This is a genomic window from Enterococcus sp. DIV0755f, from assembly GCF_051713725.1.
GTDB lineage: Bacteria > Bacillota > Bacilli > Lactobacillales > Enterococcaceae > Enterococcus_D > Enterococcus_D casseliflavus.
The window spans coordinates 2,407,501-2,424,133 of sequence record NZ_JBIOQL010000001.1 but is presented as its reverse complement, the minus strand read 5'-3'; the positions used below and the strand labels follow the sequence as shown (position 1 = coordinate 2,424,133).

Below are 16,633 nucleotides of genomic sequence, written 5' to 3'. Positions count from 1 at the left end.
TGTCATTTCACAATACAAGTAAGTTTTCGATAAGTTTTCATAATATTTACAAAGCAAAACACGAACATTAAACGTTTTTGGTTCGTTTTATTCGGAAAAAGGTTTGAAAAGCGAAAATTATTCCCTTATAATTTGTAATTGTTCGATGAAAAGCGCAATTATTCATTTTTTCTTTTCATAGAAACGATTAAAGTTCAGGAGTGAAACATAACATGGAAAAGTTTTTCAAATTAAAGGAGAATAAAACGACGGTTTCCACAGAAGTGATGGCTGGGGTCACCACCTTCTTCGCGATGAGTTATATTTTGTTTGTGAATCCGACGATTTTATCTGCTGCAGGCATGCCGTTTCAAGCTGTTTTCTTAGCAACGATCATCGCTTCAGTGATTGGTACCCTGATCATGGGCTTATTTGCAAATGTGCCTTACGCGCAAGCACCTGGAATGGGCCTTAATGCATTCTTCACCTTTACCGTCGTTTTTGGTTTGGGGTATACGTGGCAGCAAGCATTAGCGATGGTTTTCATCTGCGGCTTGATCAACATTTTTATCACGGTCACTCGTATCAGAAAAATGATCATCCATGCGATTCCAGAAAGCATGCAGCATGCAATCGGCGGCGGGATCGGGATCTTTGTGGCTTATGTAGGGATCAAAAATGCCAACTTGCTAAACTTCAGTGCAGACACTGCGGCAGTGACGGGTTCAGTTGTCGACGGTGAGACGATCGTGAGTGCCAATTTTAATGGGGGGATCGTCCCAGCTTTGGCGAATTTCAATAATGCACCTGTTTTGTTAGCAGTGATTGGTTTAGTAGTGACTACTTTATTAGTGGTGAAAAATGTTCGTGGGGCAATTATTTTTGGTATTTTAGGAACGACGATCATCGGTATTTTGATGGGTGTGGTGGATTTAAGTGCCATTGATTGGCACGGGAACTCATTAGGAAGTTCCATCAGCGAACTAGGCATCACATTTGGCGCTGCGTTTGGCTCTGAAGGAATGGGCTCACTATTCAGTGATTCTGCCAAAATCCCTCAAGTAATCATGACGATTTTAGCGTTTAGCTTATCAGATGTCTTTGATACGATCGGTACCTTTATCGGGACTGGACGTCGTACAGGGATCTTTTCGAAAAAAGATGAAGAAGCGGTTGAAAACAGTAACGGGTTGAACACGAAGATGGATAAAGCCCTTTTTGCAGATGCCGTAGCCACTTCTGTAGGTGCCATCGTAGGGACCTCAAATACAACGACTTATGTGGAATCAGCAGCTGGTATCGGTGCTGGTGGACGCACGGGCTTGACTTCTGTTGTAGTGGCAGCACTCTTTGCAATCAGCAGTATCTTTTCTCCACTGATCTCAATCGTTCCCGCACAAGCGACAGCACCAGCGTTGATCTTAGTAGGGGTAATGATGATGGCTTCGTTTGCAGACATCAAGTGGACCGATCTAGAAGAAGCAGTTCCCGCTTTCTTCGCGTCTATTTTTATGGGCTTGTCTTACAGTATTTCCAATGGGATCGCTGTTGGTTTCATTTTCTACGCATTAGTGAAAGTAGTGAAAGGAAAAGCCAACGAAGTGTCTCCGATCATCTGGGTCGTCAATGCGTTGTTTATCCTAAACTTTGTCATTTTGGCTTTGATCAGTTAAGTTTAATGAAGAAAATCTTTCTGTATGTTACCTGCAGAAAGATTTTTTTATTTGATTATTACTCACGATACGGTATAGTATTTGTGAAAGAAGGTTTGTAAATGAAGATTGATTGGAAACGAAATCTACTGATTTCATGGGTAGGTTGTTTTTTTACGGGTGCCAGTTTTAGTCTTGTCATGCCATTCATTCCCTTATATATAGAAGAGTTAGGCGCTCCAGAGAGTCAAATTGAGTTGTTTTCTGGATTAGCAATCTCAGTAACGGCGTTTGCGGCGGCTATCATTGCTCCAGTATGGGGAAATCTAGCAGATCAAAAAGGTCGTCGCTTAATGATGATTCGCGCGGCTGCGGGGATGACAGTGACGATGGGGTCTTTGGCTTTTGTACCGAATGTCTATTGGTTGTTGATCATGCGTTTCTTTACCGGAATTTTATCGGGGTATATTCCCAATGCGACTGCATTGATTGCTTCGCAGGCGCCTCGAGAAAAAAGCGGTTGGGCGCTTGGGACATTGGCTACAGGAGCCATCGCAGGGAATTTGATCGGTCCATCGATGGGTGGGGCGTTGGCGCAATGGTTCGGCATGAAAAATGTTTTTATCATTACTGGTGTTGTGCTGCTAATTACGCTCTTGCTTACGATTTTTCTCGTTCAAGAAGATTTTGAGCCGGTTGAAAAGGGCGATTTGCTGTCCATCAAAGAAATTTTTGGTCAAATCAAAAATATGCAGTTGCTTGTCGGTTTGTTTATTACGTCACTGATTTTACAGCTAGGTGTAACGAGTATCAGCCCGATCCTCACGTTATATATTCGTGATTTAAGCGGGAATAGTGGCAATATTTTGTTTGTCAGCGGATTGATCGTCTCTGTTGCTGGTGTTTCGGCAATCATCTCTTCGCCATTTTTAGGCAAAATCGGTGATCGTTACGGCAATCACAAGGTATTGTTAGGCGGTTTATTGCTGTCATTTTTCTGTTTCATTCCGATGGGCTTTGTCTCCACACCGTTTCAGTTGGGCGTGCTGCGCTTCTTGCTTGGTTTTTCGACAGGTGCGTTGATGCCGTCGATCAACACACTGATCAGCAAGATCACCCCGATGGAAGGGGTCAGCCGCATCTACAGCTACAACCAAATGTTCTCTAACTTTGGACAAGTGTTAGGTCCGATGGTCGGCTCAACGGTGGCAGCTGGCTTTGGTTATCCCGCCGTCTTTTGGGTAACTAGCGGGTTTGTACTGATCAATATTTTTATCTCAGGATTTAATTTCCGTAAAAGCTTGCGTAAAACGGACATCAGTGAATAGTTGAAAAGAAAAAAAAACCAGTTACAATAAAGGTAACTGGTTTTTTTTTAATGGCTTGTCTTTTCAGGCGCTGGTGCGATAATACCAACAAGTATGATCACCACACCTGTGACCAAAGAGATGATTGAAGTTAATTGAAAATCATAAGTTGCTCCAGCAAGTGAGCTGCCTAGATAGCCAACGACTTGACCTAATACAAAAGTCCAAAATAAAGTGACTAAGTAACGCATGACGACACCTCTTTTCTGCGTATCTTCCATTTCGACTTTAGTTTATCACAAAAATATTTATTGTAAAGATTTTCACTTTTTCATTTTGTTTTTCAAATCTAATTACTAGCAGAAAGAAAGAGAATTTTCATTTTTGGAGGGATTTCAATGTATTCACAGCTCACCACCTTAAGCGCCTATTCGTTGCTGCAAAGTACGATCAAAATTCCTCACTATATAGAGCAAGCCAAAAAGATGGGCTATCAGACGTTGGGTCTGACCGATCATAATGTTCTCTATGGCGCGGTCGAGTTTTATCAGCAATGCCTAGCACAGGGCATCAAGCCGATTTTTGGCGCTTTGTTCGACTGTACCTTCGGAGAGGGATCAATGTCCTTTCCATTGTACGTATTTGCAAAAAACCTCAAGGGCTATCAAACCTTGATGCGTTTATCAAGTGAAAAAATGATCACCGAGCAGTTGAATTTGGCTGCTTGTGATTCTTTGCAGGACCTCTTTGGTTTACTGCCTGAAGGCGAGGGATTTCTGCCTTCTCAGCACGATGATCTAGAAGCCAATCAAGAAGCACTGCGAGCAATCAGCCATAAATTTGATTCTGAGAGCTTGTTTTTAGGTATTACTAGCAAAGGGTTAGATCCAGAAACGATCGCTTGGTTTAACGAGCAAAACATTGCACCATGTGCGTATCAACCAATCGCGGCTTTAGCACAAGAAGAAGCCTTTGCAGTCAAAGTGATGACGCATATCAAAGAGGGCTCGCAAATTGAAGACTTTCGTCAGGCTAAAGAGCAAGGGGCTGCGCAGCTTTTTCTACAACCAGCAGACCAACTGACCGCGGCATTTGAAGAATGGTCGCAGGCATTGATGAATAATCAGCGGATTGCAGCTGAATGCGCCGTCGAGCTGCCGCTGCATCAGCGGCTGTTGCCTCATTACCCGCTACCAGCCGAAGAAAGTGCTGCGGACTATTTGCGGAAAATTTGTTTTGAGCGTCTGCCTCAGCGTGTTGCCCACGTTACATCGGCGTACGAACAGCGTTTGGATTATGAGTTGTCCGTCATCCATAAGATGGGCTTTGATGACTATTTCTTGATTATTTGGGACGTCATGGACTTTGCCCACCAACAAGAGATCGTTACCGGCGCTGGACGGGGATCGGCTGCTGGCGCACTGGTGGCATATGTTTTATCGATCACCGACGTAGATCCAATCAAATACGATCTTTTGTTTGAACGATTCTTGAATCCAGAACGTTACACGATGCCTGATATTGATTTAGACATTCCTGACAATCGCAGAGACGAGATTTTACAGTATGTGCGCCAAAAATACGGGCAAGAATATATGGCACAGATTGCGACGTTTGGCACTATGGCGGCCAAAATGGTTCTGCGAGATGTTTCTCGTGTCTTTGGTCTTTCGCAAAGTGAAGCCAATCGCTGGTCAAAAGCCATCCCCAATGCCTTGAAAATGACCTTAGATCTTGCTTATGAACAATCCAATCAGCTGCGAGAATTGGTGTCGTTTAATGAGCGAAACCAAGTAATGTTTCAAGTCGCCAAAATTTTAGAAGGCTTGCCACGTCACGTATCGACTCATGCCGCTGGTGTGGTGATCAGTGACAAGAATTTGCTTGATCTGGTTCCCTTACAAGAAGGCAGCGATGGGATCTGGCTGACCCAATTTACCATGAATGACGTAGAAGCCATCGGCCTATTGAAGATGGACTTTTTAGGCTTGAGAAACTTATCGATCATTGATAATACCTTGAAAGGCATTAAACGAATCAGCCAACAAATCGTTACCCAAAAGGAGATTCCTCTTGATGATCCAGCAACATTGCGCTTGTTTCAAAAAGGCGAGACCGCAGGGATCTTCCAATTTGAATCAGCGGGAATACGCAATGTGCTGCGTAAGTTAGGACCAGAAAGCATCGAGGATATTGCCGCAGTCAATGCCTTGTATCGTCCAGGACCGATGCAAAATATCGATACCTTTATTAAGCGGAAAAAAGGACAAGAGCGTGTCGCTTATCCAGATGACAGCTTGATTCCGATTTTGCAAAACACTTACGGAATCATTGTCTACCAAGAGCAGATCATGCAGGTAGCTTCCAAAATGGCTGGTTTCAGCTTAGGACAAGCAGATATTTTGCGTCGAGCAATCAGTAAAAAGAAAAAAGACGTCTTGGATGAGGAACGTCGTCATTTTGTGCAAGGCGCCTTAGCCAATCAGTACGATGAAAAGACCGCCAATTTGGTCTATGACTATATCGAGCGGTTCGCCAATTATGGGTTTAATCGATCCCATGCGTTTGCCTATTCCTTTATCGGCTTTCAAATGGCCTATCTGAAGGTACACTATCCCGCACCATTTTTTGCTTCGATCCTACACTCGGTACGCAACACCGCCAGCAAAATGAAAGAATATTTAAATGAAGCCGCACGTTATGGCGTAGAAGTACTGCCGCCTTCGATCAATGCCAGTGGGTTTAGTTTTCAACTGCAAAATGAAAAACAAATTCGTTTTGGTTTCAGCAGTATCAAAGGAATCCGACGCGACATGATCCAAGACATTTTGGCAGAAAGAAAAGAGCATGGTAATTTCACGTCTATGGATCAATTTTTGCTTCGCTTGAATCAGCGGAACAGCAAATGGTTAAAATTGGATTATTTATTGCCGCTTTTGAGCATCGGCGTATTCGATGGGATCGCCCCCAATCGAAAACAAGCACTGATCCAGCTAGAAGGAAAGATCCAAAACATTACTTATAGTGGCGGCAGTTTGGATCTCTTAGAAACTATGGCATTAAAAGAAGAAGCCGTTGCCGATTACAAACTAGAAGAAAAACTGGCTTTGGAAGAAGAATACTTAGGTGTTTATTTGTCTGGCCATCCCGTGGAACAGTTTCAAAAATTGCACCAATTAAAACAAATCACTGATATTGCCGATCTGGTTCCGAATGAACGGGTGCGTATCCTTTTATATGTGCGCAAGATTCGAGAGATTCGAACGAAAAAGGGCGAACAAATGGCGTTTGTCGAAGGAACAGATGCCAGCAAAGAAGTGTCAGTAACGATTTTTCCCATCATTTATCGACAAGTACGTTCCTTGATTGAAGAAAATGCTGTTCTCTACATCGAAGGAAAGGTCGAGGTAAGTCGTTACAATGGTGAAATCCAACTCATTGCTGATAAAATAGACTTAGCAGAAAACGTTCAAAATAAAATTGCGTCACAAACTTGTTACTTAAAGATTTCTGCTGAAGCTGAAACGTCGCTCCTGCAAGCATTGTCGAAGGAAATGAAGCAGCACCACGGAAATATTCCAGTGGTGATGTTCTATGAAAGCAGTGGCAAAAAAGTGTTATTAGCAGAAGAAAATTGGGTGACAGATGAGCCGAACTTTGTCAAACAACTGATCGCATTATTAGGAAATGGAAATGTAATTTTCAAGTAATTTTCCGAAAACGGTAATTCAACTTACACTTTTTTCAACTTTTTCCCACTATTTCAAGACATTTTCATGGAATAATGGTAGAATATGTCTCGTGGTTATTACTTGAAAACTAGCAAACAGGGGCTTCCCTAAACAAAATCTTTTGATGAGGTGAAAGAATAATGAAACGCATTGGAATTCTAACCAGTGGCGGCGATGCACCAGGAATGAACGCAGCGATTCGCGCAGTTGTCAGAAAGGGTATTTTTGACGGACTTGAAGTATACGGAATCAACTATGGCTATGCCGGACTAGTCGCAGGCGACATTCGTCGCTTAGATGTTGCTGATGTTGGTGACAAAATTCAACGTGGTGGAACATTCTTATATTCAGCACGTTATCCAGAATTTGCGACACAAGAAGGACAATTAAAAGGAATCGAACAATTAAAGAAATTTGGCATCGAAGGGCTAGTCGTGATTGGTGGAGATGGATCTTACCATGGTGCGATGGCACTTACTCGTCACGGTTTCCCAGCGATCGGGATTCCAGGAACGATCGATAATGACATTCCAGGAACAGATTTCACGATTGGTTTTGATACAGCGATCAATACTGTCTTGGAATCGATTGACCGTATCCGTGATACAGCGACATCACATGTCCGCACATTCGTGATCGAAGTAATGGGTCGTGGTGCTGGCGATATCGCTTTATGGTCAGGTGTGGCCGGTGGTGCGGATGAAATCATCATCCCAGAACATGATTTTGACATGCAAGTTGTTGCTGATCGTATCCGTGAAGGACGCGACCGCGGGAAAAAACATTGCTTGATCGTTTTAGCCGAAGGTGTGATGGGCGGAAATGATTTTGCTGACAAACTTTCTGAATACGGCGATTTCCATACCCGTGTATCAATTCTAGGACACGTTGTCCGTGGTGGTTCACCAAGCGCTCGTGACCGTGTGTTAGCAAGTAAATTTGGTTCATATGCCGTTGAATTATTGCAACAAGGCAAAGGCGGTCTATGTATCGGTATCGAAAACAATGAAATGATTGCTTCTGATATCATCGATACCCTTGAAAACAATCGTCACAAACCAGATCTTAGCTTGTATAACTTGAACAAAGAAATCTCATTCTAAAGAGATTTTTAAGCAACGCAACAGTAATTTTGTAAAAAAAGCTTATTAGCTATTTTAAATAAATGAATAGGAGCGTTTAGTAATGAAAAAAACAAAGATCGTAAGTACATTAGGACCAGCAAGTAATAGTGTGGAAATTATTTCTCAACTGATTGAAGCCGGTGCGAATGTCTTCCGCTTTAACTTCTCTCATGGAGATCATGAAGAACAATTAGCGCGTATGACAATGGTTCGTGAAGCCGTAAAGAAAACTGGTAAAGATGTCGGTATCCTTTTAGATACAAAAGGTGCTGAAATCCGTACAACTGTACAAAATACGACAGAAGCAGACTTTGGTCGTGCTGGATACATCCAATTCAACGTTGGCGATGAAACACGTATTTCAATGGATCCAGAACACAAAGGAACAAAAGAAAAAATTGCTGTAACTTATCCTGGTTTATTTGAAGATGTTCATGTGGGCGGACACATCTTGTTTGATGATGGCTTGATCGACATGGAAATCAAAGAAAAAGACGAAGCAACCCGTGAATTAGTGGTTGTCGTTAAAAATGCTGGAATGTTAGGATCACGTAAAGGGGTCAATGCTCCTGGCGTATCAATCAGCTTACCTGGTATTACTGAAAAAGATGCAGAAGATATCCGTTTTGGTCTTGATAACGATATCGACTTCATTGCCGCTTCATTTGTACGTAAAGCGCAAGACGTTTTAGAAATTCGTGAAATTTTAGAAGAAAAAGACATGACTCATGTGCAGATCTTCTCTAAAATCGAATCACAAGAAGGTATCGATAATATCGATGAAATCATCAAAGTTTCTGATGGTATCATGGTTGCCCGTGGTGACATGGGTGTTGAGATCCCTGCTGAAGAAGTACCAATGGTTCAAAAGAGCATCATCAAAAAATGTAACGCTGCTGGTAAATCAGTTATCACAGCAACACAAATGTTAGAATCAATGCAACAAAACCCACGTCCAACTCGTGCAGAAGCTTCTGACGTTGCCAATGCTGTCTTTGACGGTACTGATGCAACAATGCTTTCTGGTGAGTCAGCAAACGGTGACTACCCTGTTGAAGCAGTAGCAACAATGGCACGTATCGACGTGGAAGCAGAAAAAGCTTTATCAGAAAACAGCACTTTCCAAATCAACCAATTTGATAAAACAGATGTAACGGAAACAATCGGTTTATCTGTTGCGCGTGCAGCGAAAAACTTAGGGGTTAAAACAATCGTTGCTGCCACTGAATCTGGCTACACTGCAAAAATGATCTCTAAATATCGTCCAGATGCTGACATTTTAGCTGTCACATTTGACGAACGCACAAAACGCGGCTTGATGCTTAACTGGGGTGTGTACCCAACCGTTGCTGAAAAACCATCAACAACTGATGAAATGTTTGAATTAGCAGCAAAACAAGCAGTTGATTTAGGCTTTGCTAAAGAAGGCGATCTAATCTTAATCACAGCCGGTGTTCCTGTTGGTGAACGCGGAACAACCAACGTAATGAAGATCCAATTGATCGGATCAAAATTGCTTGAAGCGCAAGGAATTGGTGAAAAATCAGTTGTTGCCAATGCCGTGATCGCTCACAGTGCCGAAGAAGCAATTGCGAAAGCAAAAGATGGCATGATTTTAGTTGTACCAACAACAGATAAAGAATATATGCCAGCAATCGAAAAAGCAGCAGCTTTAGTTGTTGAAGATGGCGGCTTGACTTCTCATGCAGCAGTTGTCGGAATTGCGAAAGATCTACCAGTGATCGTTGGTGCCAAAGACGCAACAACAACCATCAAAGATGGCGAATTGGTTACTCTTGATTCTCGTCGCGGTATCGTTTATCGTGGAGAAACAACAGCGATCTAATGATTTTTAACGATTGATCAAGCAACAGGCAAGTGCACGTTGTGCGCTTCCTGTTGTTTTTTTGAGAGTGTCGAAATCCCTTGAGAAAAGGCATTAAAATGACACGATCAAAAATGAAAAAGGTGTCAAGAAAATTTCATTGACAAAGCCTCAGAAGCCCTGTATAATTGCTTTTGTTGCTTAGGGGTGATAAAAATGAAATGGTCTTTATTGGAATTAAAAAAATACCAAGAGACACCGCTGATGTTTGAAGAAACACTTGACCTAAAAAGTCAACTGATAAAACGCGATGGACAGATCATTGATTTGTCTCCTGTAAAAGTAAAAGGGCTGATGAGTGTTGATAAGCAAGGATACTTGCTGCACTATCAAGTGGAAACGACGATGACATTGCCATCTACTCGTTCTTTGACACCTGTAGCGATTCCTTTTGATTTTTCAGTGGATGAACAATTCATGACACCAGAGCAATTTCAGCGTCGCGATGAAACGATCGTCGAAGAAGAAGTTTTGATCATTGAAGGTCAAACCATCAGCTTAGATGAATCGGTCGCTGATAACCTATTACTTGCGATTCCTTTGCAAGTCCTGACAGAAGAAGAAAAACAAGGTTCAGCAATGCCATCTGGCAACGATTGGGCTGTTTTGTCAGAAGAAGACTTTGCAAATCAAAAAGAAGCGCAAGCTCAACAAGTTGATCCTCGTCTTGCAAAATTATCCGAATTATTCAATGAATCAGATGACGATAACGCGTAGGATTGGAATAAATTGCAGCCTCAAGGTTGCGTTCATTAACAAGGAGGTGTAGCAAAATGGCAGTACCAGCTAGAAAAACTTCGAAAGCGAAGAAAGCAAAACGTCGTACACATTACAAATTGACAATCAACGGTTTGAACGAATGTGCAAACTGTGGTGAAATGAAAAAAAGCCACCATGTCTGCTCTAACTGTGGTCATTACGATGGCAAAGACGTAGCAACAAAAGAAGCATAATTCCTTTTTTTCAGAAAGAGGATTCTAAAACCTTAGGCTAACCATGGAGCCTGAGGTTTTTTTTGTTTTTTTTGGAAAAGATGGAACTTTTCAGAAATATTTTTTGTCCATCGAAAGAGAATAGTTCAAAAGCAGGTACATTTGCGCTATAATGAAAAAGATAATTGAATCTTAGGAGGATGAAAGATGACAAAACAACAAATCGGCGTTGTCGGTATGGCTGTTATGGGCAAAAACTTAGCGTTGAACATCGAAAGCCGCGGTTATTCAGTTGCCTTATTTAACCGTACTGGTTCAAAGACAGAAGAAGTAGTAAAAGAACATCCAGATAAAAATTTTAAAGCAACTTATACGATAGAAGAATTTGTCCAATCAATTGAAAAACCACGTCGTATTTTATTAATGGTAAAAGCAGGATTTGCGACGGATGCTACGATCCAAGAACTATTGCCTCATCTAGACAAAGGCGATATTTTGATCGATGGCGGAAATACCTTCTTTAAAGATACCGTTCGTCGTAACGAAGAGTTGGCAAACTCAGGAATCAACTTTATCGGTACGGGTGTTTCTGGTGGGGAAGAAGGCGCCTTGAAAGGTCCTTCGATCATGCCTGGTGGACAAAAAGAAGCATATGAATTGGTTGCACCGATCTTAGAACAAATTTCAGCAAAAGCTGAAGATGGTACACCTTGTGTAACTTATATTGGACCAAATGGTGCAGGCCATTACGTAAAAATGGTTCATAATGGGATCGAGTATGGCGACATGCAGCTGATTGCGGAGTCTTATGACTTGATGCAAAACATTTTAGGTCTATCTGTTGATGAAATGGCTGATATCTTTGCCGAATGGAACAAAGGTGAATTGGATAGCTACCTAATTGAGATCACAGCGGATATCTTGACACGTAAAGATGATCAAGGAACAGGCAAACCGATCGTTGATGTCATCTTAGATGCTGCAGGCAATAAAGGAACTGGGAAATGGACGAGCCAAAGTGCCTTAGACCTAGGTGTTCCATTGCCATTGATCACTGAATCTGTTTTTGCTCGCTATATCTCAGCTTACAAAGAAGAACGGGTCAATGCCAGCAAAGTATTACCGAAACCAGAAGCGGTTGCTTTTGAAGGAAACAAAGAAGAATTTATCAATAAGATCCGTGAAGCCTTATACTTCAGTAAAATCATGAGCTATGCACAAGGTTTCGCGCAATTACGTACAGCATCAAAAGAGTACGATTGGGATCTTCCTTTTGGTGAGATTGCCAAAATTTGGCGTGCAGGCTGTATCATCCGTGCGCAATTTTTACAAAAAATCACGGATGCTTATGACAAGAATGCTGACATCGAAAACTTATTATTAGATGATTACTTCAAAGACATCACGAAACGCTATCAATCTTCTGTACGTGAAGTAGTTGCGCTAGCTGTCCAAGCGGGTGTCCCTGTGCCGACGTTCTCCTCTGCGATCGCGTACTTTGATTCGTATCGTTCTGATCGTTTGCCAGCGAACTTGATCCAAGCACAACGGGATTACTTCGGCGCGCATACGTATGAACGGACAGATAAAGAGGGAATTTTCCATTATTCATGGTATGACGAAGCGTAAGCTTTAAGAGAATCCAAAAGAGAAAGGCCGAAAGTGAGAACTTTCGGTCAATCTCTTTTTTATTTTTTAGATACATGATAAAATAAGACAGATAATGTCTATTTTAAAGGCAGAATAATCAATAAAGGGGCTATCAATAATGAGTAATATTCTAATCATTGAAGATGAAAAGAACTTAGCTCGATTTGTGGAATTAGAATTGAAGCATGAAGGGTATAATACCGAAGTTCATTACAACGGACGGACGGGACTGGATGCTGCGCTGAATAATGAATGGGATGCAATCTTATTGGATCTAATGCTTCCAGAGCTAAATGGGTTAGAAGTTTGCCGACGTGTGCGTCAATCGAAGAACACCCCGATCATCATGATGACCGCGAGAGATTCTGTGATTGATCGAGTATCAGGTTTGGATCATGGTGCTGATGATTATATTGTGAAGCCTTTTGCAATTGAAGAATTGCTGGCACGCTTACGTGCGTTGCTTCGCCGTATCGATATCGAAGGGGACAAAAACGTCGCAAAACAAACCACGATCACTTACCGCGATCTAACGATTGAAAAAGAAAACCGTGTCGTTCGACGTGGAACAGATGTCATTGAACTAACAAAACGCGAATATGAGCTATTGTTGACTTTAATGGAAAACGTCAATGTCGTTTTAGCCAGAGATGTTTTATTAAACAAAGTCTGGGGCTATGAGACAGAAGTTGAAACCAACGTTGTCGATGTTTACATCCGCTACTTACGAAATAAAATTGATGTGCCAGGGGAGGAAAGCTATATCCAAACCGTTCGTGGTACAGGTTATGTGATGCGGTCGTGAACCTTAAAAAAAGAATGAAAAAATTAAAAGAACTGAAGGGGCCTTCTTTAACTGTAAAGTGGGCCTTCGCAAGTTCTTTCTTTATATTCGTCGTATTTACGATCTTTGCTGTGATCACCTATAAAACATCGGTGAATTTGATCGTCGCTAAAGAAGAAAACAATGTGGAGCGAACGATGTCAGAGGTCGCTTCTCGTTTAGCCAATTCGGATCAAGAACTAACATTGGTTCGAACATATCGTAATTTAACCAAAAATGATGCGGGGACGACGAGCATTTATGATCGCACTTCAACGATCGATGGCAACTTAATGAAAATCGATTCCTTTATTTCGGAATTAGGCCAAGCGCCGTTGAGCTTGTTTGTTTATAATTTGAATGAGGATCTTGTGTTTAAAACACATGAAAATGATTTAGCACTGATCGACACGCAGCGCAAAGCGCCAACCATCGTAACGCTGGATGGTATCACAGGCTTTCTCTCGATCCAACCCATCTATTCAAAAGGCACCAGAGAGCGGATTGGCTATGCACAAACATTTTATGAATTGACTTCTTTTTACGAAATACGCAGCAAACTGCTGCTGACTTTGATTATCTTAGAAGTCGTTTCTCTGATTCTTAGTAGTGTGCTTGGGTTCTTTTTATCAGCGTATTTCCTTCAGCCGTTAAAGGTCTTGCGAGATACGATGGAAACCGTTCGGAAAAACCCACAGTCAACGGTGCATATGCCAGAATTAAATACGAACGATGAACTGTCTGATTTAGCAGATATCTTTAACGAAATGCTGGATCGCATGCGCCTATACATTGAACAGCAAGAGCGATTCGTCGAAGACGTTTCTCATGAGTTGCGAACGCCTGTGGCGATCATTGAAGGACATATGAATCTGTTGCAGCGTTGGGGAAAAGACGATCCAGAGATTTTGGATGAGTCTCTGGCAGCCAGTATGCAAGAGATCAGTCGGATGAAGACGCTAGTACAGGAAATGTTGGATCTCTCAAGAGCGGAACAAGTGGATGTTCATTATGCAAATGAAACAACCAATGCAAAAGAAGTTGTCTATCAAGTCTTCAATAACTTTAAAATACTGTATCCGGATTTTGTTTTTACATTGGATGATGACTTATACCATGAGTTGAAGCTGAAAATCTATCGCAATCATTTTGAACAGATCATTATTATTGTCTTGGATAACGCAGTGAAATATTCCACTGATCGAAAAGAAGTTCATCTATCCATTTCGTTGGATCGGCAATCCTTTGAAATTGCCATTCAAGACTTTGGTGAGGGAATCTCCAAAGAAGACCTCGACAAGATCTTTAATCGTTTCTATCGGGTAGATAAAGCCCGTGCTAGAACCAAAGGCGGAAACGGGCTAGGGCTCTCTATTGCGAAACAGTTATTGGAAAGCTATAAAGGAAAAATTTCAGCAGAGAGTGTCATCGGTCAAGGAACGATCTTTCGAATCTATATACCGATCGTTCAATCAGAAGATCGGACGAAAAGAGAACGTTAAGCGAAAAGCTTAAGTTCTCTTTTTTTATCCATTAATGATAGATTTAGCCGCAAAATACTTCTTATAAACGAACGTTCGAATCGTTTGACAATGAATAATTCGCTTATAAAAATAGTTGCCAAAAAGCCTATTTTTTTAGTTGATTTTTCCTTTAAGAATTGCTATATTATTACTTGTCCTTGTTAAGGCATTTGTAACAAACACTGATTGATCTTTTTTGAAATTAGTAGTTGACGAAACATTTTACAAGTGTTATTATAACAAAGTCGAAAAAATATCATCTCTGAAAAACCTAATAAATCAAAAAAACTTTCCAAAAAAAGTGTTTGACATATAACGGTTGAGATGGTAAGATAAAAAAGTCGCTGAGGTTAAGAAAGAAGTTAAATAACAACTTCTTGAAAAAAACTTTTAAAAAAGAGTTGACAAACAAACGTCGCTCTGATATGATATAAAAGTTGCTAACACAGCACGGTAGGCCTTTGAAAACTGAACAAAGCAAGCAAACGAACCAATGTGTAGGACGTTTCAATTTATTGAAACAAATACATGCAAGCAATAGCTAGCAAAGTTAATTTTTTATGAGCTTAATGACCGTATGGTCATTCAAACAAATCATTATGAGAGTTTGATCCTGGCTCAGGACGAACGCTGGCGGCGTGCCTAATACATGCAAGTCGAACGCTTTTTCTTTCACCGGAGCTTGCTCCACCGAAAGAAAAAGAGTGGCGAACGGGTGAGTAACACGTGGGTAACCTGCCCATCAGAAGGGGATAACACTTGGAAACAGGTGCTAATACCGTATAACACTATTTTCCGCATGGAAGAAAGTTGAAAGGCGCTTTTGCGTCACTGATGGATGGACCCGCGGTGCATTAGCTAGTTGGTGAGGTAACGGCTCACCAAGGCAACGATGCATAGCCGACCTGAGAGGGTGATCGGCCACACTGGGACTGAGACACGGCCCAGACTCCTACGGGAGGCAGCAGTAGGGAATCTTCGGCAATGGACGAAAGTCTGACCGAGCAACGCCGCGTGAGTGAAGAAGGTTTTCGGATCGTAAAACTCTGTTGTTAGAGAAGAACAAGGATGAGAGTAAAATGTTCATCCCTTGACGGTATCTAACCAGAAAGCCACGGCTAACTACGTGCCAGCAGCCGCGGTAATACGTAGGTGGCAAGCGTTGTCCGGATTTATTGGGCGTAAAGCGAGCGCAGGCGGTTTCTTAAGTCTGATGTGAAAGCCCCCGGCTCAACCGGGGAGGGTCATTGGAAACTGGGAGACTTGAGTGCAGAAGAGGAGAGTGGAATTCCATGTGTAGCGGTGAAATGCGTAGATATATGGAGGAACACCAGTGGCGAAGGCGGCTCTCTGGTCTGTAACTGACGCTGAGGCTCGAAAGCGTGGGGAGCGAACAGGATTAGATACCCTGGTAGTCCACGCCGTAAACGATGAGTGCTAAGTGTTGGAGGGTTTCCGCCCTTCAGTGCTGCAGCAAACGCATTAAGCACTCCGCCTGGGGAGTACGACCGCAAGGTTGAAACTCAAAGGAATTGACGGGGGCCCGCACAAGCGGTGGAGCATGTGGTTTAATTCGAAGCAACGCGAAGAACCTTACCAGGTCTTGACATCCTTTGACCACTCTAGAGATAGAGCTTCCCCTTCGGGGGCAAAGTGACAGGTGGTGCATGGTTGTCGTCAGCTCGTGTCGTGAGATGTTGGGTTAAGTCCCGCAACGAGCGCAACCCTTATTGTTAGTTGCCATCATTTAGTTGGGCACTCTAGCGAGACTGCCGGTGACAAACCGGAGGAAGGTGGGGATGACGTCAAATCATCATGCCCCTTATGACCTGGGCTACACACGTGCTACAATGGGAAGTACAACGAGTTGCGAAGTCGCGAGGCTAAGCTAATCTCTTAAAGCTTCTCTCAGTTCGGATTGTAGGCTGCAACTCGCCTACATGAAGCCGGAATCGCTAGTAATCGCGGATCAGCACGCCGCGGTGAATACGTTCCCGGGCCTTGTACACACCGCCCGTCACACCACG

11 protein-coding genes and 1 rRNA gene (1 of these 12 cut by a window edge) are annotated in these 16,633 nt (G+C 42.3%); 11 read left to right on the top strand and 1 reads right to left on the bottom strand.

Annotated features, from left to right (window positions below):
- Positions 1-212: 212 nt before the first annotated feature.
- On the top strand, positions 213-1,652 hold the full coding sequence (locus tag IGI73_RS11055) for an NCS2 family permease (RefSeq protein WP_005237180.1): 1,440 nt from the start codon (positions 213-215) through the stop codon (positions 1,650-1,652).
- Between the two features lie 101 nt (positions 1,653-1,753).
- The gene (locus IGI73_RS11050) at positions 1,754-2,959 is read left to right on the top strand and encodes a multidrug efflux MFS transporter (RefSeq protein WP_005231893.1); all 1,206 of its coding nucleotides are present in this window, start codon (positions 1,754-1,756) and stop codon (positions 2,957-2,959) included.
- 47 nt (positions 2,960-3,006) lie between these two features.
- On the opposite strand, the gene IGI73_RS11045 is transcribed toward IGI73_RS11050, so the two are convergent.
- Positions 3,007-3,189: a YjzD family protein gene (locus tag IGI73_RS11045; protein ID WP_008377814.1), complete on the bottom strand. Its 183-nt coding sequence runs from the start codon at positions 3,187-3,189 to the stop codon at positions 3,007-3,009.
- A gap of 147 nt (positions 3,190-3,336) precedes the next feature.
- Between IGI73_RS11045 and dnaE the strand changes: the two genes are divergently transcribed.
- The 9 genes from dnaE to IGI73_RS11000 all read left to right on the top strand — a co-directional run.
- Positions 3,337-6,648 (top strand): DNA polymerase III subunit alpha, encoded by a 3,312-nt coding sequence (gene dnaE, locus IGI73_RS11040; RefSeq protein WP_428206546.1) that lies wholly within the window; start codon positions 3,337-3,339, stop codon positions 6,646-6,648.
- A 161-nt stretch (positions 6,649-6,809) separates the two neighbouring features.
- Entirely contained in the window at positions 6,810-7,772 is a 963-nt protein-coding gene (gene pfkA / locus IGI73_RS11035) for a 6-phosphofructokinase (protein ID WP_005229169.1), read from the top strand.
- An 82-nt stretch (positions 7,773-7,854) separates the two neighbouring features.
- Complete coding sequence (pyk, locus tag IGI73_RS11030) at positions 7,855-9,639, top strand: pyruvate kinase (RefSeq protein ID WP_005229179.1); 1,785 nt, start codon at positions 7,855-7,857, stop codon at positions 9,637-9,639.
- Positions 9,640-9,834: 195 nt separating this feature from the next.
- Positions 9,835-10,395 (top strand): YceD family protein, encoded by a 561-nt coding sequence (locus IGI73_RS11025; RefSeq protein WP_010749661.1) that lies wholly within the window; start codon positions 9,835-9,837, stop codon positions 10,393-10,395.
- A 56-nt stretch (positions 10,396-10,451) separates the two neighbouring features.
- Positions 10,452-10,631: a 50S ribosomal protein L32 gene (rpmF, locus tag IGI73_RS11020; protein ID WP_005229191.1), complete on the top strand. Its 180-nt coding sequence runs from the start codon at positions 10,452-10,454 to the stop codon at positions 10,629-10,631.
- 186 nt (positions 10,632-10,817) lie between these two features.
- Positions 10,818-12,239, top strand: coding sequence for an NADP-dependent phosphogluconate dehydrogenase (gndA, locus tag IGI73_RS11015; protein WP_005229192.1), 1,422 nt, complete (start codon positions 10,818-10,820; stop codon positions 12,237-12,239).
- A gap of 139 nt (positions 12,240-12,378) precedes the next feature.
- A complete protein-coding gene (locus IGI73_RS11010; RefSeq protein WP_005229193.1) occupies positions 12,379-13,065 on the top strand; it encodes a response regulator transcription factor in 687 nt (228 codons plus the stop codon).
- Between the two features lie 14 nt (positions 13,066-13,079).
- Positions 13,080-14,585: a HAMP domain-containing sensor histidine kinase gene (locus IGI73_RS11005; protein ID WP_034696083.1), complete on the top strand. Its 1,506-nt coding sequence runs from the start codon at positions 13,080-13,082 to the stop codon at positions 14,583-14,585.
- A 616-nt stretch (positions 14,586-15,201) separates the two neighbouring features.
- Positions 15,202-16,633, top strand: a 16S ribosomal RNA gene (locus IGI73_RS11000) (it continues 127 nt past the right edge of the window).